This window comes from Campylobacter concisus ATCC 51562 (genome assembly GCF_000466745.1).
Lineage (GTDB): Bacteria > Campylobacterota > Campylobacteria > Campylobacterales > Campylobacteraceae > Campylobacter_A > Campylobacter_A concisus_B.
The window spans coordinates 1-18,492 of record NZ_ANNI01000003.1 but is presented as its reverse complement, the minus strand read 5'-3'; the positions used below and the strand labels follow the sequence as shown (position 1 = coordinate 18,492).

Below are 18,492 nucleotides of genomic sequence, written 5' to 3'. Positions count from 1 at the left end.
AGAATTGATGAAGAAAATTTTAATAATCGCAGATGGAACTTTCGCAAGAAATTTTTTAAACAGACTGCTTGAAACAAAATCAAATTTGCATCACTATATCGTTGTTTCAAGTGAAGATTACAGCCAAAAATCAAATTATGAAAATTTTACATTTTACCAGTTTGACCCAACTAGTCTTTCAAAGCTAAAAAGTGTGAGCGATGGCTATTTTAGCCAGTTTTGTATAGTTTGCGATGATAAAAATGAGGCGGTTGCTGTTTATGAAAATTTAAGACAGATCAGCACAAAGACCGAGACTGTTTTTATGAGCTCATGGGAGCTTGATGAAAAATGCAAAGAAACATTTGCAAGCGATAAACACTTAAGTGTGGTTGATATCAGAGATATTGCATCATCAAGGCTTATGGACTATTTACCAGATCTGCCGGTTTTAGCTGATAATATCGGGCTTAGTGAGGGCGAGATCATGGAAGTTAAGGTGCCAATAGGTAGCTCTTATATGTATCGTCACATTGGCTCAGTAGCTCAAAAAAAATGGCGAATAGCCCTCATATATCGAGGCAGCGAGATCATCTTGCCAAAGCCAAATGTAATGATACAGCCAAGCGATATATTACTAATCGTTGGTGATCCAAATGTGCTTCAAAATGTTTATCGCTCGATCAAGCGTGAAAGTGGGCAGTTTCCAAGCCCGTTTGGTAGCAATATTTATGTGCTGATTGATATGATCTCAATGGATAAAGAACGTGTTAGCAAGCTCATAAAGGATAGCTTGTATTTGCATTCAAAGCTAAATAATAAACGCCTTTTTTTTAGAGTGATAAATCCAACTTTAGGTGAAAATTTAGATACTTTAAAAGCGATAAAAGAGAAAAATATCATTGTTTTGATGGATTATTTTAATAGTGATAACAAATCTATAAAATATGATGTTTTAAAGCACGATATCGGCCTAATCTTAAGCGATGATAAATACTTTTTTAAATTTAAAAAGCTATTTTATGAGCTAAAACTTCCAGTGCTAAAAACAGGCAAAATTTTGCTCTCAAATATAAAAGAGGGCGTTATACTAGGCGATCAAAGTCAAGAGGTGGAGAATCAATCAGCTGTGATAACAGACTGCTGTGCACAGCTTGATTTGGAGATGAAATTTTACTATTTTGATAATAAGCATAGCGATGATGAGGCGTTAAGAGAGCATTTTGAGAGCATTAGCGCGCTATTTTCTAAGCGTATAAAGATAGAAAATCACAATCTTAAAAATCCACTTGTAAAACTAAAAAATACAAAAGATCTGCTTCATTTTGTGATGTTTACTAAAAGCGTGGCAAATGGTGGAACATTTGCCTTTTTATCGACAAATTTAAATAGGCTTTATAAAAAACTAAGCCAAAATGCACAGCTTTTTGTGCCAGTAAGTGAGTAAAAAATGCAGATAAATTTAAACCTTAAGGAAAAGGCGTCAAGCTATAAAATTTATATAAACGAGCTTGAGAGATTAGAGCTAAAGGGCAAGGTCGGCATCGTCACAAATGCCAAAGTGGCGGGGCTTCATCTTGAAAAGCTACTTAGCGTTTTGAAGTGTGATGAGAAATTTATCATAAGTGTGCCTGACGGCGAAGAGTATAAAAATTTAAAGACGTTAGAGCAAATTTTAGAGCAGCTTTTTGTGAGCAAATTTGATCGCTCATCTACATTAATCGCTTTTGGTGGTGGCGTCATAAGCGATATGACTGGCTTTGCGGCGAGCATCTATGAAAGAGGAATAAATTTCATAAATATCCCAACTACGCTTCTAGCGCAAGTCGATGCGAGTGTGGGCGGAAAAACGGGTGTGAATAATAAATTTGGTAAAAATTTAATAGGCTCTTTTTATCAGCCAAAGGCGGTTTTTTGTGAGATAAATTTCTTAAAGACATTGCCAAAGAGAGAATTTGCAGCTGGCGTGGCTGAGGCTTTAAAAATGGCGATAACTTTTGACAAAGAGATGTTTGATTGGCTAAAAAGCGTAAATTTAGATGATGAAAGCTTAGCTAAGCTAGTTGAAAAGTCGGTAATTTTAAAAGCAAAGGTGGTTGAACAAGATGAGAAAGAAAAAGGGCTAAGAGCCATCCTAAACTACGGACATACCTTTGCTCACGTTATAGAAAATGAGACAAATTACAAAGAATTTTTGCACGGCGAAGCGGTGGCGATAGGTATGAATATGGCAAATCGCCTAAGCGTAAAACTAGGTCTCATGAGCGAGGTAGATGCCGAAGAGATCAGGCAGGTTTTGGTAAAATTTGGCCTTCCAGTAAACTACAAAATAGAAAATGAATATGCATTTTACGAGGCATTTTTTATGGATAAAAAGACAAAAGATGATAAGATAAATTTCATCATTGCAGATAAAATCGGCAGTGCGATCATCAAAAATGACGTCAAAAAAGAAGATGTTTTAAAAATTTTAAGAGAATTTAAATGAAAAAGATCCTAGTTTTAATACTTTTTTGCTTTGCCCTTTATGCTGAAGAAAACGTTACGCTTGAGCAAAATGGCTCGCAAAATTTACAAAATAACGAGCTTATAAAAGATATTTCAAATCTAGATAACTCCCTAAAAAACAATATCTGGATTACAAGGTATGCTAACTATAACACTTATCAAAGGCTTATTGATGAGCTTGAAAAAAATGAAAATGAACTAAAGAAACTGGATAAAAGCTCAAGAAGAGGCAGCGATATCATAAAAAGAATCCAAACTCTAAAAGAGCAGATAAATTTACTAAAAGAGTATGAAAAAACGCCATTTTCAAATATGCTAGCAGCTCCTGAAATGGATACTCCACCAAGGATAACAAGTCCTGTTGCACTTATATCTGGCTTTTCGTATATCAAAAAGATAAAGAGTGATAAGATCGAGTATCAAAGGCATATAAAAGAGCTCGATACGCTTTTAGAAAAGCTTGAAACAAAAGAAAATTTATTAAATAGACTAAATTTGATCGAAGAAAATGAGCAAAATAGAGAAAGCCTAAACTTGGTAAAACAAGAAATAGGCGACTTTAAAGCGGCAAAACAGATCGCTGATACAACTTATAATGTCTATGAAAAAAGGGCTGATGAGGCTATAAATTTAACCACCTCTGATATAAAAGCTCAGTTTTTAAGTATGGGCTATACAGCTATCATCATCCTTTTGACGATCGGACTAACATTTATCGCTAAATTTATCGTTAAAAGAACGATTACTGATAATGAGAGATTTTACACGGTCAATAAATTTTTAAACGTTTTAAATATCACCGTTATCATCATAATCTTACTTTTTTCGTATATCGAAAACGTCACATATTTAGTAACCGTGCTAGGTTTTGCTTCGGCTGGTATCGCCATTGCAATGAAAGATATGTTTATGAGTATGCTTGGCTGGATGGTGATCATGTTTGGCGGCTCTATACATGTGGGTGACAGGATCAGAGTGCTTCATGATGGTAGCGAGTTTGTGGGTGATGTGATCGATATCTCTTTGCTTAGGCTGACTGTTTTTGAGGATGTTAGCTACTCGACTTATAAGACGAACCGCCGTGCAGGTAGAATTATCTTTGTGCCAAATAACTATATCTTTACCGATCTCATCGCAAACTATGCTCATTATGGTATGAAGACCGTTTGGGATGGTATAGATATCGTTATAAGCTTTGATAGCAATCATAAAAAAGCTGTGTATCTAGCAAGAAATGTCGTTAAGAAATACTCAAAAGGCTACACTGATATCGCAAAACGCCAGATGAATAAATTAAGAAGTCAATACAGCATCAAAAATCCAAACGTCGAGCCAAGAATTTATACATTTTTTGAGCCTTATGGTATAAATGTCTCATGCTGGTATATGGCAAATTCTTATGCGACTTTGGCTCTTAGAAGCACTATTAGCGCTGAGATTATAGAAGCATTTTTAGCTCAAGATGATATAAAGATCGCTTATCCAACACAAACTATGTTTATAGGCAAAAAAGAAAATCCAAGCGATCATACCGCTCACAGCGAGCAAGAGAGTGAAAATTCTTAATGCAAAAGATATTTTTTAAAACATTTGGATGTCGCACAAATATCTATGATACTGAGCTTTTAAAAAGCTATATCAAGGACTACGAGATCACAAATGATGAAGAAAGCGCTGATATCGTGGTCATAAACTCGTGCACTGTTACAAATTCTGCCGATAGCGGTGTCAGAAACTACATAAACGGTGTAAAAAGGCGTGGGGTAAAGGTGGTGCTGACTGGATGTGGAGCGGTTAGTAAGGGCAAAGAGCTATTTAATAGCGGTATATTTGGTGTGCTAGGAGCTAGCAAAAAGAGTGATCTAAATGAGCTTTTAAAGCAAGAAAAGCCATTTTTTGAGCTTGGGAATTTAAACTCAGTCGATAAAAATATAGTTACAAATTATGAAAATCACACAAAGGCTTTTATAAAAATTCAAGAAGGCTGCAACTTTAGCTGCAGCTACTGCATCATCCCTTCAGTTCGCGGCAAGGCTAGAAGCATGGATGAGGCTATGATATTAAAAGAGGCAAGAATTTTAGCCCAAAACGGCTATAATGAACTCGTACTAACTGGCACAAATATAGGCAGTTACGGCAAAGATACAAATAGCTCTCTTGGTAAGCTTTTGGCAAACTTAGGTAAAATTTCTGGCATAAGGCGCATTAGACTTGGAAGTATTGAGCCAAGCCAGATAGATGAGAGCTTTAGAGAAATTTTAAAAGAAGAGTGGCTGGAGCGTCATTTGCACATCGCACTTCAACACACGAGTCAGGCGATGTTAAAGATCATGCGAAGACGAAATAATGCATTTAGCGATTTGGAGCTTTTTAATGAGCTTAGCTCACTTGGCTTTGCCCTTGGCACAGACTACATCGTGGGTCATCCTGGTGAGAGTGAGGAGATATGGGCAGAGGCTGTGGAAAATTTTAAGAAATTTCCTATCACACATCTGCATGCTTTTGTCTATTCGCCAAGGCGTGATACGCACTCAGCTACACTAAAAAGCGATGTTAGCGGTGATGTGGCAAAAAGTAGGCTAAAAATTTTACAAGGCATAGCTTTACAAAATAATGAAAATTTTAGAAAAAAACATAACGGAGCTTTGAAAATTTTAGTCGAGCAAAAAAATGGTGAGTTTTACGAAGGTTTTGATCAGTTTTACAACAAAGCTAAAATTTTAAGCCAAAAAGATATAACAAAAGAGTGGGTGGAGGTAAGCGAATATGAAGTTAAGCCAGATGCCAATTATGCAAAAATTTAAATTTAATAAGAAAAATATCCTAATAATCGCAGCTGTCGCATTAATCAGTGTGCTGTTATTTGCTGTTAGCAAAGAGCCACGAAATATCACATATTCGCAATATATGCAGCTAATGGATGGAAATTTTATAGACCGCGCTGTAATCGATGACGATGAAGTCGTGCTTTATGCACAAAACAATCGTTTTTCTATTATAAAAGAGGGCATCGATCTAAAAGAGCTTATAAAAAAGGTGCCTGTTGAAAAGACTAAGCAATATATCACTCCTGGCATGATCTGGGGATTTACCATCTTTGTCTGCTTTGTGCTTTGGTACGCTTATATCTTTAGAAGTATCAGGAAAAAAGAGGAGAGCTTGCTTGGCAAAAAAGAGGGCGCATTTGAGATAGAAAGCGTGCTAAATCAAAACACTATGCCAGTTATCTCAAATGTGAGATTTAGCGATGTGGCTGGTATTAGTGAGGTCAAAAGTGAGCTTAGTGAGATAGTTGATTTTCTAAAAAATCCACAAAAATATAGAAATTTTGGTATCAAAATGCCAAAAGGCGTACTAATGATCGGCCCTCCAGGCGTTGGCAAGACGCTTGTGGCAAAGGCAGTTGCTGGCGAAGCAAATGTGCCATTTTTTTATCAAAATGGTGCAAGCTTTGTGCAAATTTATGTCGGCATGGGCGCAAAGAGAGTACGAGAGCTTTTTAGTAGAGCCAAGTCCTATGCTCCGTCTATTATCTTTATCGATGAGATAGACGCTGTTGGAAAGAGCAGGGGTGGGACTAGAAACGACGAGCGAGAAGCCACGCTAAATCAGCTACTAACCGAGATGGATGGCTTTGAAGATAACTCCGGTGTCATAGTAATAGCTGCCACAAATAGGATCGAAATGATCGATGAGGCGCTACTTAGATCAGGGCGTTTTGATAGGAGAATTTTTCTTTCTATGCCTGATTTTAACGATAGGGTAGCGATCTTAAACACATATCTAAAAGATAAAAACTGCGAAGTGGCGGCTGAGGATATCGCTAAAATGAGCGTTGGCTTTTCAGGTGCGGCACTTAGTACACTTGTAAATGAAGCTGCGATAAATGCCCTAAGAAACGGCGAGAGCGTGCTTAAAATGAGGGACTTTGAGGCTGTTTTAAATAAGGTCTTGCTCGGCAAGAAAAAGGTGCTAAGCTATAGCGAAAACGAAAAGAAAATTCAAGCCATTTATCAAGGAGCAAAGGCGCTAAGTGCTTACTGGTTTGATGTGAAATTTGAAAAAATTTCTCTTATAGAAGATAGATTCATGGCTACAGAGCAAGAGATTGAGTCAAAGTCACAGATGATATCTCGTATCAAGGTACTTATAGCTGGTATGTGTAAGCTTGAGATAGATGAAAATGACATCTTTTCAAACTCAAGTAGTGATCTAAATTTAGCCAAAGAGATCGCTTCAAAGATGGTTTATGAATATGGTATGGGAAGCTCTTTTGTGCCAAATCCAAACGATGTAGAAGAAATTTTAAAGCAAGCAAAAGAGGAGATCACATCCTTTTTAAAAGGCACAAATGAGCAAATCGCAAAGATAAGCTCATATCTGCTAGCATACGAGAGCGTAGATAAAGAGACGCTAGCGAAAATTTTAAATGAAAACTATTAAAAGGTAAAAGATGAAAACAAAGATAGGAATTTTAACATTATCAGATCGTGCAAGTGGTGGCATTTACGAAGATAAGTCCGGCCCAGCCATACGTGAAGTGCTTGATAGCTGGATAGTGAGCGAAAAAGAGTATTTTTGCGAAGTTATACCAGATGAGTTTGAGCTAATAAAAGAGAGGCTCGTGCATATGGTAGATGTGCTTGATTGCGATCTTGTGCTAACGACTGGTGGTACTGGACCAGCTCTTAGAGATGTTACTCCAGAGGCAACAGAGGCAGTTTGTGAGAAGATGATGCCAGGCTTTGGCGAGCTAATGAGAGCGACTAGCTTAAAATACGTCCCAACAGCGATCCTTTCACGCCAAACAGCAGGTATCAGAGGTCATGCGCTAATCATAAATTTACCAGGCCAGCCAAAGGCAATAAAAGAGTGCTTGGAGCCAATTTTTCCAGCGGTGCCATATTGTATCGATCTAATAGGTGGTGCATTTATAGAAACCGATGAAAACGTGATGAAAGTTTTCCGCCCAAAACAAAAGAAAATCTCGTAAATGAGTTTGACAGATAGCCTAAATTTAAAAGCCACTGCCTTTGCAAATAGGTGGCGACTTGTTATTAAAATTTGGCTTGTTTTTTCTTTTTTATCCTATGCGCTGGCCTACTATCTTGGGTTAGGGTTTTTGGCTTTATCTCTGCCATTTCTATCTTTGGCTGTGTTTGCCTGCTAGCCTTTAGCTCACTTCTTTGGTTTATCGCTAGCCTTGTATTTTTGCAACCTTTGGTATTTTTACTACTTGAAAAATTTGATGAAAGCATTACTGTTTATGCTTTAGCCTGCTCAATTTGGCTGCTTGGCTGGATCACTTTGTCGCTTGTGGTCGATGATAAATTTGCAAGACTGGGAAATGACATCTTGCTAAAGATCACTCGCATAGTTCTTGTTAGCGAGTTTGCCTTGCTATATTTTTTTAACTACAACAGCAGCTTTGACATAGAGACTTTAATAAAGTCAAATTTGACAAAGTCGCTGCTTTTAGTGCTAAACTCCTATATGCTGCCATCGCTTGTGACGCTACTTATATTTGATATAAAAACATATATCGCTAGCAAAAATGAGTAAAATTTTACGTATTATTTTATGTAATTTATACTAAATTTAGCCGTTTTTGCTCTCTACTATCTTTTTTATAAGCTCCATATCACCGTTCATTGCTAAACTCATGAAGCAGATTCCGCTAGTGCCTGCTTTTATTGCCTCTTTGTAGTTCCCGCTATCTAGTCCGCCAAGAGCGTAAATTTCTTTATCAAAGCTTTTTAGCTCGCTTATAAAATTTAACCCCTTTGGCTCTAAACCAGCCTTGCAAGAGGTGGCAAATATATGAGAAGCAACCAGCACATCAGCGATAGAGGCTGAAATTTTAGCCTGCTCTAGATCGTGAGCTGGGGCGTAAATTTTAGCTGTTTTTCTAAATTCTTCTAAAAAAACGCCGTGATTCTTAAAAAAATCAAGCTGTGCCGAAGTGAGCCAAAAGTCGCTTTTTAGCTTGCAAGCTACGTCAAAAAATTGATTAATGATAAATTTCTTGCGGTAGTTTTCACAAATTTGAGCCACAACCCTAGCAAGGTCGTAAAAATTAGCTTCACTAAGCCCCTTTGCACGAAGCAAAATTTCATCCACGCCAGCCTTGCAAAGTAGCTGAATTCTCTTTAAAAAGTCATCGCCATCATAGCTTTCAAAGTCAGCCACGCAGAGAATTTTAAACATAGACATACTCGCTCATTAATGGCTCTAGGCCGTTTGCTTTTATCATAGCCTTGATCTCATCCACGCTTCTGTCGTCGCTTATCTCAAACTGCTCGTCGCCCTTTTTCTCTTCGCCGTGAGCGCCGATGCTTACTTTTACGCCAGCGCTTATCTTATTTGCAGCTATCTTTACGGCGTTATCGCGAAATTTAGCTTTTTCTCTGGTTGAGATCGTTATGCTGGCTGTTGGCATGAAAATTCTATAAGCACAGATCACTTGTAAAAGCTCGCGCTCTCCCACGTCACGGGGATTGATACGGTCGTTGTTGATGATAGGGCGAAGTCTTGGGCACGAAAATGCGATCTCAGCGTGCGGATACTTTTTTTGAACTAAGCTCGCGTGAAGTGCGGTCGCAAAGGCGTCAAGTCTAAAGTCATCTATGCCAAGAAGTGCGGCAAAGCCAACCCCTCTCATGCCTCCAAGAAGCGCTCGCTCTTGCGCATTTAAGCGGTATGGAAAAATTCTTTTATTGCCACCAAGGTGGATTTTCTCATATTTTGTGGGATTGTAGGTCTCTTGAAAGACGGTCACGTAGTCTGCGCCACTTTTGTGAAGTAGGGCGTAGCCATCTGAGTTTAGTGGGTAAATTTCAACCCCAACGACTTTAAAAAATTTCTTTGCCAAAGCGCAGGCATTTGCGATGTAAGTGACACTTGAGTTGGTCTCGCTCTCGCCAGTTAGGATCAAAATTTCTTCTAAACCGCTCTTTGAAATTTCTCTTAGCTCCCTTGTGATCTCCTCGTCGCTTAGCTTTGCCCTTTTTATATTATTTTTGGCGTTAAAACCGCAATAAACGCAGAGGTTATCGCAGTAGTTTGCTATGTAAAGCGGGGTGAAAAGCGTGATGTTTGAGCCAAAATTTGCCCTTGTTTTTGCTTGAGCTAGCTGGGCGATTGGCTCTAAAAATGGTGCTGCAGCAGGCGAGAGTAGGGCTTTTAAATTTTCAAGTGAGCAGTGCTTTGCATTAAGAGCTGCCTTGACGTCAGCTTCGGTGTAAATTTCAGGCTTGTAATTCGCGCGCTCTTTTAAAATTTCATCCATAATATCGCTGCCAACATCCTGCATATGAGGTAGTAGCTGCATGTGGTTGGTTCTTGTAAATTTCATCAGTCTAAAAATCCAGTGAGCGGAGATGAGGCGTTTGCACTTTTACTCTTTGCGCCAAGGCCTGCTAGATAGGCGTTGCGACCAGCGATGATCGCCTCTTTGAAGGCTCTTGCCATGAGCGGGATATTTTTAGATGAGGCGATAGCTGTATTTGCCATGATCGCAGCCGCTCCCATCTCCATGGCCTCACACGCTTGTGAGGGCCTACCGATGCCAGCATCTACGATGATCTGCGTGTCAAGCTCGTTTATCAAAATCTCAATAATATCTTTAAAAACTAACCCTTGGTTTGAGCCAATTGGTGCAGCTAGAGGCATGATGCAGCTAGCTCCTGCGCTTAGCATCGCTCTTGCGGCATTTAGATCTGGAAACATATATGGCATTGGCACAAAGCCGTCATTTGCCAAGGCTTCGCACGCTTTTATGGTTTCAATATTGTCTGGAAAGAGAAATTTAGAGTCAGTGATGATCTCTATCTTAACAAGCTCGCCGCACCCAAGCTCACGTGCGAGCTGGGCGATACGAACAGCCTCTTTGGCATTTCTAGCGCCACTTGTGTTTGGCAAAAGCGTCACGCCTTTTGGGATAAAGTCAAGTATATTTCGCTCTTTGCTCTCGTTTATGCGCCTAAGAGCAAGGGTTAAAATTTGCGCTCCAGCCTCGTTTATGGCTGAGTCGATGAGCTCGTGCGAGTACTTGCCAGAGCCAAGGATGAAGCGGCTTTGAAACTCCTTGCCGCCAAGGATCAAACTATCACTTTGCACTTACGCCTCCAAGCCCATAAGTAGCCTAATGGCCAAATTTGCCTCGTGGTTTGCGCAGACTGCGACGCGTGGTGCCATTAGTCCTTGACCGATCTTAGCTTCGTTTGTGAGATCGCCGCAAAGATAGACATTTTTGGCAAATTTTATGGTTTTTATGAGATTTGAGCTAAAGTATCCTGCCATACCAGAAGCGCCGATGATCTTTTTATCTTTTAGACTAGCACCTGCTTCATTTAGTATCATCGCCTTTCCAGCGACATTGTCAAAGGCCTCGCATAAAATTTCGCACTCGCCAAAGACGCTAGCTACGTTTTTTTCATCTAAAAATATATCGTGCGTTTCGACCTCGACAAAGGGATTTACATCATTTATCAGCTCTTTAAGTGCCTGCGTCTTTTTCATGCCGATGTGGCGGACGAAATACTGCTGGCGGTTTAGATTGCTTGGCTCAACGACGTCAAAGTCGGCAAGCACTAGCTTTTTTACGCCAACTCTAGCTAGGCTTAGCGCGATATTTGAGCCAAGGCCACCAAGTCCAGCCACGCCGATCACTGCCTTGCTTAGGGCTAAATTTAGCTCAGGGCTGTTTCGTGAAGCGATCATCGCGCGTAAAACTTCACGCTCAGGCATCACGCCACGCCTTATAAATACGACGTTTGAGCCATCTTTTAGCTCGCTATCTTCTTTTATAGCAAAGCCATCAACGATAAAAATGTCTGGCTTTGTCGCGTTAAATTTCTCTAAAAATTTATAAATTTCACTCTCTTTATCGCCAAGCGCAAGCTCTTTTAGCTCGCCAAGGCTCTTTACTGGCACCTTAAATTTTGCGCCATTTAATACAATCTCTATCATTTTCTCCTCATCCACCGCCAACTAAAGTGACGATCTCATAAGTTTTGCCCTCGCTCATAAAGCTTTCACGCCAAAGCTTTTTTGGCAAAATTTCTCCGTCTCGCTCAAGGGCTATAAATTTAATCTCATAGCCATTTTGAGCTAAAAATTCATAAACATTTATATCATTTTCAAGCTCGAAAATTTTGCCATTTACTCTAAATTTGATCATTAAATTTTGTAACTTTTTACAAAATTTGCGATCCTCTCGATCGCTTTTTTTATGCTCTCGATGTCTGTCGCAAAAGAAATTCTAAAATATCCCTCCATACCAAAGCCCACACCTGGCACGGTTGCTACATTTGCCTCTTCAAGCATTTTTTTGCAAAATCTAAGTGAGTCGCCGTCTACCTCTTTGCATTTTACAAATAGATAAAACGCACCATCAGGTTTTACGACACTTAGCCCAGGGATAGCATTTATCATTTCAACTGCCACGTCGCGTCTTTTTTCATACTCTTTTCTCATGTTTTCGATATCTTCGTCAGTTTCGCCAAGAAGCGACGGGATAGCGCCTATTTGCACGATCGAGCTGATGTTGCTTGTGCTTTGACTTTGAAGCTTTTTGATGCCAGCAATTAGCCAGTCCATCGAGCTTGCGATATAGCCAAATCTCCAGCCAGGCATCGCGCCGCACTTGCTTAGTCCGTTTATCGTGACCGTTCTTTTGAAAAGATCCTCGCTTACAGAGGCTACGGCGTGAAATTCTTTGCCGTAGATCACTTTTTCATAAATTTCATCGCTTGTGATGATAATGTCAGTGCCCTTTAAAACCTCGCCAAATGCCGCGATCTCCTCTTTTGTATATACGGCTCCAGTTGGATTTGTCGGGTGATTTAGCGAAAAGACCTTTGTTTTTGGTGTGATCGCTTTTTTTAGCTGCTCGGCTGTGACTTTGAAATTTGTGCTCTCGTCTGCTTCGATAAAGACAGGCACGCCGCCACAAAATTTAACGATCTCAGGGTAGCTCACCCAGTATGGAGATGGGATGATGACCTCGTCACCTGGGTTGATAAGCGCTTGAAATACATTAAAAAGTGAGTGTTTTGCGCCGATGTTTGTGACGATTTGATTTGCTTTGTAGTCAAGTCCGTTATCTCTTTTTAGCTTTGCTCTAATGGCCTCTATGACCTCAGGCAGGCCTGGTACTGGCGTGTATTTGCCGCTTTTGCTATCGTTATCTAGTGCGTTTTTTACAGTTTCTCTTATCTTTTTTGGAGTCATAAAGTCAGGCTCACCAGCTGAAAGCGAGATCACGTCGATACCAGCAGCCTTCATCTCTTTGGCTTTTGTGCTGATCGCTATTGTGATAGACTCGCTTAATGTTTGCATTCTGTTTGCTAGTTGCATTGTTTTCCTTTTTAATTGATTGTCTTTAAATAGCTATTATCATTTAAAAATAGATAAAGTTCGCCCAAAATTTGCTTCTTTTGTGTTTCGTTTATCAGAGTTGATTTTACTAAGCGCTCGTTTAGAGTGTCTTGGATCTCGTAGATATCATAGTCCATGTCCTCCATGATATCAAGGATCGACTGGCTCTCTAGTAAATTTGTGATCTTGTAGCCATCACTTGTTAGCTCTATCGTGGCCTCTGTCGGGTGGGTAAAGAGGTTGTGTTTCATACCGATCACCTCTTGATATGCGCCAACTAGGAAAAATCCCAAGAAATAATCTTCTTTTTCCACGTCCACGTCGTGCAAAAGTAGTGGGTTTTTCTCGTCATCATAGCTAATCTCGCCGTCGCTATCGCATGTGATGTCCCAGATCGAAGCTGGCAAAGTAGGGCGCTCATCGAGCCTGTCAAGTGGCATGATAGGGAAATTTTGCTTTAGACCCCAAAAGTCAGGCAAGCTTTGAAAAATAGAGAAATTTAGCAGGTATCTCTCTTGAACCTCTTTTTGAATTTTAGTTAGATCGCTTGAGTTGCTCTTGTTGCCAAGCATCACGACAGCTTTTTTGCTAATGAGCCTTAAAAGCACCTCTGCGTTTGATCTATCTTGAAGATCAACATATCCTAGATCAAAAAGTGTTAAAACGCTCTCTGTGTGATGGATGGCGTCGTGTAGGTATTCTAGGGCGTTTGAAGGCTTGATTGACTTGTAAAGATCAACTAGCTCGGTTATTAAATTTGGATTATTTTTCTTTAAATTTAGCTTCTCTTCGGTGTATTCTTGAGAAAATAGCTCAAGCACAGGGGCGACCAAAAGCGCGTGAGAAGCGGCGATGTAGCGGCCTGACTCTATAAAAATATCTGGCTCGATCTCCTTTTTTTGCTCACTTATGGTTTTGAGCATATAAACAACGTCGTTTGCATATTCGTTTAGTGTGTAGTTTCTGCTGCTTTCTTCTTTAAACTGCGAGTATTCTATCGCAAGACCACCACCTAAATTTATCGCTTTTAAATTTGAGGCACCCATTTTTCTAAGCTCAGCGTAGATATTGCCAGCCTCTATGAGAGCTTTTTTGAGTGGATGTATCTCGCTTATTTGAGAGCCGATGTGAAAGTGTATCATCGTGAAATTTTCAAGTAAATTTGCCTTTTTTAGCATCTTTACAGCTTCTATTAGCTCTGTTGATGTTAGGCCAAATTTAGAGTGTATGCCACCACTTTTTGCCCAGAGCCCCGATCCTGTCGAGTGCAGTCTTACTCTAAGTCCGATCTTTGGTTTTGGTTTGAAGCGCTCTTTTGCGATGGCAATTATCGCTTCAAGCTCGTTTAAGCCCTCAATCGTTAGCGTGATATTGTGTCCCATCTCAGCGGCGATAAAGCCTATATTTATCATCTCCTTATCTTTAAAGCCATTTACGGTTATTGGAGCTTTTTCGTTATTGTAAGCCATAGTTAAAAGTAGCTCAGCCTTACTACCAGCTTCAAGGCCGTAGTTGTAGGGCTTGCCAAGACGCACTAAATTTTTTACAAAGCCAGGATATTGATTCACTTTAAGTGGAAATACGGCATTAAAGCTGCCTTTGTAGGCAAATTCTTTCTTTGCTTTTGCAAAGCTTGCGTGGATCTGCTCGATCTGCTTTTGGATAAGATGCGGAAAACGAAGCAGTAGCGGCCCTCTATATCCATCGTCTCTTATCTCTTTTACGATGTCGATGATTGCTGGCTTACTGGCTGCATTTATACAGACTTTGCCATCTTCTATAACAAAATTTGAGTTACCCCAAATGCTAAGTCCAAAATCATTCATCCCAGCTCCTTTTCAAGCTCATCTAAATTTATCGTTTTTTCGTCTTTGGTCTCTAAATTTTTATACCAGATTTTATTCTCTTTCATCTCATTTTCGCCCACGCAAAGGAAAATTTTTACATTTTTATTGTCGGCATTTTGTAGATGTTTTTGAAGTTTTTTGGCTTCATAAGAAATTTCAACCTGATATTTTTTGCGAAGTTTTGAGCCAAGCGCATAGATAAAGTCTAAATTCGTCGCATCAAGCGCACAAAGATAAATTCCAGCTCGCTCATCCTCAGCTTCACCTAAAATTTCCATTATCCTCTCAACGCCCATCGCAAATCCAACGCCATAACTTGCTCTACCGCCAAGGTACTCTACGAGCCTATCGTATCTGCCTCCGCCTGCTACTGCACTTTGTGAGCCGATCTCATTGCTAATAAACTCAAACGCCGTCTTGCAGTAGTAGTCTAACCCACGAACAAGCTTAGTGTCTATCTCGAATTTAACGCCATTTGCCGTTAAAATTTCTTGCAATTTTACAAAATCAGCCTGCGCCTCATCGCTTAGGCTATCAGTGATGACAGGAGCGTTTTTGTAAATTTCTTGGCAGCTCTCGACTTTGCAGTCAAGCACGCGGATAGGGTTTAAAAGTTTGCGTCTTTTGCAGTCCTCGCAAATTTTTTCACTGTTTTCATCTAAAAATTTAACAAGTTTTTCTTTGTAAGACTTCATCGAGCTCTCGTCGCCAAGAGAGTTTATTTTTAGGGTTGTTTTTATGTTTAGTCTGTTAAAAATTTTGCTCACCATCAAGATAATGCTCGCATCCTCGTAAACACTGCCCTCGCCAAAGCACTCGCAACCAAACTGGTGAAACTCCCTTAAACGGCCTTTTTGTGGGCGCTCATAGCGAAACATCGAACCATGATAAAAGCAGCGTTTCGTCACATTTGCTCTGTCAAGTTTTGCCTCGATAAACGCTCTAACCACGCCAGCTGTGCCCTCAGGACGCAAGCAAACGTCGTTGCCGCCTTTGTCTTCAAACTGATACATCTCTTTGCCAACAATGTCACTGCTCTCGCCGACACTTCTTTTAAAAAGTGCTGTCTCCTCGAGGTGTGGGGTCAAAATTTGCTCATATCCGTAGTTTTTTGCGACTTCCTCGCAGGTTTTGATTATCCGTGCGTAAAGTTTAGCGCGAGCTGGAAGCATATCTTTCATGCCACGAAGTGCCGTTATCATCGCATTATCCTTTTTATTTTTTTTTGTGATTTTACTTAAAATTTATAAAATTTTCTATCTCTTTTGAAATTAGCTCTATGCTTTTAGATGCGTCTATAAAAAGCGTTTCAAAGCCATTTTTAATGAGAATTTGCTTCATCAAACTTTGCACTTTTAAAAGATACTCTAGCCCACGAGCCTCGATCTTATCGCTTGTGCCTCTATTCTTTAGGCGCGAGCTTATTAGCTCAGCACTTGCTTCAAAAAAAATAATCTTATCTGCAAATTTATCATTTAGTGCAAATTTATTAAGCTCTAAAAGCACGTTTTCATCTAAGTTTTCATCATTTGCTAAAGCGTAGGCGATACCTGAGATAAAGCCTCTATCGCTAAGTATTAGCTTACTTAAATTTGGAGTGACCAGCTTTTCAAAATGCTCAGCTCTGTCAGCCAAAAAGAGTAAAATTTCAGCTCTTTTGCCTATTTTTATGCTTGAGTTTAGTAAAATTTCTCGTAAATTTTCACCAAGCTGCGTACCGCCTGGCTCTTTTGTGACGATGGCATCGCTAAATTTAGAAGCTAAAATTTCTATCTGCGTGCTCTTGCCAACGCCGTCAATGCCCTCAAACAAAACATACATTTTACGCCTTTAAATTTTTTAGAATTTTTGCTGGCACTAGGTTGCTCACATCGCCGTCGTGGCGCAAGACTGAGCGAACGATGGAGCTTGAGATAAAGGCGTTATTTAAGCTTGGCATAAGATAAACTGTCTCAAATTCATCCCAAAGTGCAGCGTTTGCATAGCCTATTTGTAGCTCATACTCAAAGTCGCTAACTGCGCGAAGGCCCCTGATGACGGTGTTTATGCCGTGCGATTTAGCAAAATCAACAAGCAAGTTATCAAAGCCAAGAACGCTTACATTTTTTAGCTCACAAACTGCCTCTTTTGCCATCTCTATGCGCTTTTCTTGTGCAAACATCGGCTGTTTGCTGTCACTTTTTGCAACTGCGACTATCACTTTGTCAAAAATTTTTGTAGCCCTTATGATGACGTCTAAATGGCCGTTTGTGATCGGGTCAAAGGTACCTGGATAGATGCAAGATTTTTTCAAATTTGCCACCTTTTGTAAAGATTATTTTCGATTTTTAAGGCATCAAGCCACTTGCCGATGATGAAATTCTCCATATCATGAAGGCTCTTTATACCTGCGTAGTAGCCTAAGACTGGCGGAGCGATGATAGCTCCAAGAGATGATAGAAGCTGCATCTGAGAGAGTGTGATCGTGGAAAACGGCATCTCTCTAACTCCCAAAACTAGCCTTTGCCTTTCCTTTAGCGCGACACTTGCAGTTCTTGTAATGAGCGTGTCGCTTATGCCATTTGCGATTTTAGCCAAAGTATTAGTAGAGCAGGGCGCTATGATCATCGCATCCGTACCAAATGAGCCAGAAGCTGGGCCTGCGCTAAGGTCTTGATCATCATAAATTTTTACGCCAAGATCATTTAAATTTAGCTTCAAATTTTCTTCAGCCTCCAAGACTTTCAAGGCATTTTTACTAACTATGACGTGCGCCTCGCAACTATCTTTGGCAGCCTTGACAAGCTTTAAAAAGAGTCCAGCCCCGCTTGCTCCAGTGGCTGCAAATACTATCTTTTTCATCTTATCACTGCCTCGTCTTTACCTGAAACTGTGGCCTGTAAAATTTTATTATCTTTTGTTCTTATCTTTATCATATCACCTAAATTTCCATCCTCAAGTGCCTTTACTTCAGCTATTATCTTAACGCCATCCTCGCTCAAAACTGCATTTAGCATTTGACCTTTTTTGACTAAACTTATAGCATTAAACTGACGCTTGGTTAAAATTTCACCGCTTTTTATCTGCACTTTTGTTATAAGAGCCAAGCTATTTGAGCTAGAAAGTGCATCTTTTGGCCATTTGCCAAACTCAATCATCGTTGGCTGATAGTCAAGCAGGCTTAAAATATGGTTTGTATTCATTGAATTTATTGCTATAAAGGCTGGCATCTTAGCGTTAAAGCTAAATTTAAAATAGATACTTTTTAGACTCAGATCAACATCCTCAAATGATGCTCTAAATGTACCTTTTTGACTATTTTGATCACCTAAAAAGATATTTTTTAGGACGAGCTCTTTGAAATTTGCTGGAAGTTTATTTTGTGGACTGATGCTAAGATCGCTTATGCTGATACCAGGATATTCATCGCTAATTGATCTTAAAAATTGCATTTGAATCTCATCCATAATAGAGCAGTTTTTTACAAAAGCAACGCTTCCACCACTTTTGTCTTTATATGTTTTAAAATTTGCTGTTAGAATTTCATAGAGTTTTTTGCTATCTATCTTGGCTGCTCTTTTGCCCTCTAGGTTTAAAATTTCATTGTCTTCGCCTTCAAAGCCAAAAGTACTAAGTGAAATTTGATCATTTAGAACGCAATACATCGGATAGATGTTGACTTCATTTGCAAAAAGTTTTGTGGAAAATAAAAAAATGAGCATAAAAAAGATGGAGCGGGAAACGAGATTCGAACTCGCGACCCCAACCTTGGCAAGGTTGTGCTCTACCCCTGAGCTAT

General features: G+C 39.6%; 19 protein-coding genes. 7 read left to right on the top strand and 12 right to left on the bottom strand.

All coding sequences use genetic code 11. The features are described 5' to 3' along the window. Positions 1 to 7 precede the first annotated feature (7 nt). The 7 genes from ATCC51562_RS01410 to ATCC51562_RS09500 all read left to right on the top strand — a co-directional run bounded on the left by ATCC51562_RS01410 (position 8) and on the right by ATCC51562_RS09500 (position 8,049). Entirely contained in the window at positions 8 to 1,426 is a 1,419-nt protein-coding gene (locus tag ATCC51562_RS01410) for a COG3400 family protein (protein WP_021090603.1), read from the top strand. A gap of 3 nt (positions 1,427 to 1,429) precedes the next feature. Continuing rightward, positions 1,430 to 2,467, top strand: a complete 1,038-nt coding sequence (aroB, locus tag ATCC51562_RS01405; protein WP_021090974.1) for a 3-dehydroquinate synthase — start codon at positions 1,430 to 1,432, stop codon at positions 2,465 to 2,467. Further along, entirely contained in the window at positions 2,464 to 4,053 is a 1,590-nt protein-coding gene (locus ATCC51562_RS01400; RefSeq protein WP_021091049.1) for a mechanosensitive ion channel domain-containing protein, read from the top strand. Before aroB ends, ATCC51562_RS01400 begins: the two co-directional genes overlap by 4 nt. Then, positions 4,053 to 5,291: a tRNA (N(6)-L-threonylcarbamoyladenosine(37)-C(2))-methylthiotransferase MtaB gene (gene mtaB, locus ATCC51562_RS01395; RefSeq protein ID WP_021090497.1), complete on the top strand. Its 1,239-nt coding sequence runs from the start codon at positions 4,053 to 4,055 to the stop codon at positions 5,289 to 5,291. The genes ATCC51562_RS01400 and mtaB overlap by 1 nt, the downstream gene beginning before the upstream one ends. Beyond that, on the top strand, positions 5,278 to 6,930 hold the full coding sequence (locus ATCC51562_RS01390; RefSeq protein ID WP_021090818.1) for an ATP-dependent metallopeptidase FtsH/Yme1/Tma family protein: 1,653 nt from the start codon (positions 5,278 to 5,280) through the stop codon (positions 6,928 to 6,930). Before mtaB ends, ATCC51562_RS01390 begins: the two co-directional genes overlap by 14 nt. Before the next feature lie 10 nt (positions 6,931 to 6,940). After that, a complete protein-coding gene (gene mog / locus ATCC51562_RS01385; protein WP_021090737.1) occupies positions 6,941 to 7,480 on the top strand; it encodes a molybdopterin adenylyltransferase in 540 nt (179 codons plus the stop codon). 71 nt (positions 7,481 to 7,551) lie between these two features. Then, the gene (locus tag ATCC51562_RS09500; RefSeq protein WP_200862420.1) at positions 7,552 to 8,049 is read left to right on the top strand and encodes a hypothetical protein; all 498 of its coding nucleotides are present in this window, start codon (positions 7,552 to 7,554) and stop codon (positions 8,047 to 8,049) included. A gap of 36 nt (positions 8,050 to 8,085) precedes the next feature. On the opposite strand, the gene ATCC51562_RS01370 is transcribed toward ATCC51562_RS09500, so the two are convergent. The 12 genes from ATCC51562_RS01370 to flgA form a co-directional block, all read right to left on the bottom strand. Continuing rightward, positions 8,086 to 8,700 (bottom strand): thiamine phosphate synthase, encoded by a 615-nt coding sequence (locus ATCC51562_RS01370; RefSeq protein ID WP_235044175.1) that lies wholly within the window; start codon positions 8,698 to 8,700, stop codon positions 8,086 to 8,088. Continuing rightward, positions 8,687 to 9,841 (bottom strand): 2-iminoacetate synthase ThiH, encoded by a 1,155-nt coding sequence (gene thiH, locus ATCC51562_RS01365; RefSeq protein ID WP_021090455.1) that lies wholly within the window; start codon positions 9,839 to 9,841, stop codon positions 8,687 to 8,689. The genes ATCC51562_RS01370 and thiH overlap by 14 nt, the downstream gene beginning before the upstream one ends. Then, positions 9,841 to 10,605, bottom strand: a complete 765-nt coding sequence (locus tag ATCC51562_RS01360; protein WP_002940904.1) for a thiazole synthase — start codon at positions 10,603 to 10,605, stop codon at positions 9,841 to 9,843. Before ATCC51562_RS01360 ends, thiH begins: the two co-directional genes overlap by 1 nt. After that, positions 10,606 to 11,457, bottom strand: coding sequence for a sulfur carrier protein ThiS adenylyltransferase ThiF (gene thiF / locus ATCC51562_RS01355; RefSeq protein ID WP_021090694.1), 852 nt, complete (start codon positions 11,455 to 11,457; stop codon positions 10,606 to 10,608). Positions 11,458 to 11,464: 7 nt separating this feature from the next. Next, entirely contained in the window at positions 11,465 to 11,668 is a 204-nt protein-coding gene (gene thiS, locus ATCC51562_RS01350; protein ID WP_021090586.1) for a sulfur carrier protein ThiS, read from the bottom strand. Continuing rightward, positions 11,668 to 12,846: a pyridoxal phosphate-dependent aminotransferase gene (locus tag ATCC51562_RS01345; protein WP_021090837.1), complete on the bottom strand. Its 1,179-nt coding sequence runs from the start codon at positions 12,844 to 12,846 to the stop codon at positions 11,668 to 11,670. The genes thiS and ATCC51562_RS01345 overlap by 1 nt, the downstream gene beginning before the upstream one ends. An 11-nt stretch (positions 12,847 to 12,857) precedes the next feature. Continuing rightward, positions 12,858 to 14,693, bottom strand: a complete 1,836-nt coding sequence (gene speA, locus ATCC51562_RS01340; protein WP_021090660.1) for a biosynthetic arginine decarboxylase — start codon at positions 14,691 to 14,693, stop codon at positions 12,858 to 12,860. Further along, complete coding sequence (gene hisS / locus ATCC51562_RS01335; RefSeq protein WP_021090865.1) at positions 14,690 to 15,916, bottom strand: histidine--tRNA ligase; 1,227 nt, start codon at positions 15,914 to 15,916, stop codon at positions 14,690 to 14,692. The genes speA and hisS overlap by 4 nt, the downstream gene beginning before the upstream one ends. A gap of 31 nt (positions 15,917 to 15,947) precedes the next feature. Beyond that, the gene (gene tmk, locus ATCC51562_RS01330) at positions 15,948 to 16,535 is read right to left on the bottom strand and encodes a dTMP kinase (protein ID WP_021090870.1); all 588 of its coding nucleotides are present in this window, start codon (positions 16,533 to 16,535) and stop codon (positions 15,948 to 15,950) included. A gap of 1 nt (position 16,536) precedes the next feature. Further along, a complete protein-coding gene (gene coaD, locus ATCC51562_RS01325; RefSeq protein WP_021090681.1) occupies positions 16,537 to 17,007 on the bottom strand; it encodes a pantetheine-phosphate adenylyltransferase in 471 nt (156 codons plus the stop codon). Next, positions 17,004 to 17,555 (bottom strand): UbiX family flavin prenyltransferase, encoded by a 552-nt coding sequence (locus tag ATCC51562_RS01320; protein WP_021091024.1) that lies wholly within the window; start codon positions 17,553 to 17,555, stop codon positions 17,004 to 17,006. The genes coaD and ATCC51562_RS01320 overlap by 4 nt, the downstream gene beginning before the upstream one ends. Then, a partial coding sequence (gene flgA / locus ATCC51562_RS01315; protein ID WP_235044174.1) for a flagellar basal body P-ring formation chaperone FlgA occupies positions 17,552 to 18,492 on the bottom strand: 941 nt, incomplete at its 5' end. The genes flgA and ATCC51562_RS01320, both read right to left, overlap by 4 nt.

Excerpts from the sequence above, each read along its gene's own strand:
- speA (WP_021090660.1), bottom strand. The coding sequence starts at position 14,693 with ATGAATGATTTTGGACTTAGCATTTGGGGTAACTCAAATTTTGTTATA.
- ATCC51562_RS01345 (WP_021090837.1), bottom strand. The coding sequence starts at position 12,846 with ATGCAACTAGCAAACAGAATGCAAACATTAAGCGAGTCTATCACAATA.
- aroB (WP_021090974.1), top strand. The coding sequence starts at position 1,430 with ATGCAGATAAATTTAAACCTTAAGGAAAAGGCGTCAAGCTATAAAATT.
- ATCC51562_RS01400 (WP_021091049.1), top strand. The coding sequence starts at position 2,464 with ATGAAAAAGATCCTAGTTTTAATACTTTTTTGCTTTGCCCTTTATGCT.
- thiF (WP_021090694.1), bottom strand. The coding sequence starts at position 11,457 with ATGATAGAGATTGTATTAAATGGCGCAAAATTTAAGGTGCCAGTAAAG.
- hisS (WP_021090865.1), bottom strand. The coding sequence starts at position 15,916 with ATGATAACGGCACTTCGTGGCATGAAAGATATGCTTCCAGCTCGCGCT.
- ATCC51562_RS01370 (WP_235044175.1), bottom strand. The coding sequence starts at position 8,700 with ATGTCTATGTTTAAAATTCTCTGCGTGGCTGACTTTGAAAGCTATGAT.
- mog (WP_021090737.1), top strand. The coding sequence starts at position 6,941 with ATGAAAACAAAGATAGGAATTTTAACATTATCAGATCGTGCAAGTGGT.
- ATCC51562_RS01320 (WP_021091024.1), bottom strand. The coding sequence starts at position 17,555 with ATGAAAAAGATAGTATTTGCAGCCACTGGAGCAAGCGGGGCTGGACTC.
- ATCC51562_RS01410 (WP_021090603.1), top strand. The coding sequence starts at position 8 with ATGAAGAAAATTTTAATAATCGCAGATGGAACTTTCGCAAGAAATTTT.
- thiH (WP_021090455.1), bottom strand. The coding sequence starts at position 9,841 with ATGAAATTTACAAGAACCAACCACATGCAGCTACTACCTCATATGCAG.
- ATCC51562_RS01390 (WP_021090818.1), top strand. The coding sequence starts at position 5,278 with ATGCAAAAATTTAAATTTAATAAGAAAAATATCCTAATAATCGCAGCT.
- thiS (WP_021090586.1), bottom strand. The coding sequence starts at position 11,668 with ATGATCAAATTTAGAGTAAATGGCAAAATTTTCGAGCTTGAAAATGAT.
- mtaB (WP_021090497.1), top strand. The coding sequence starts at position 4,053 with ATGCAAAAGATATTTTTTAAAACATTTGGATGTCGCACAAATATCTAT.
- tmk (WP_021090870.1), bottom strand. The coding sequence starts at position 16,535 with ATGTATGTTTTGTTTGAGGGCATTGACGGCGTTGGCAAGAGCACGCAG.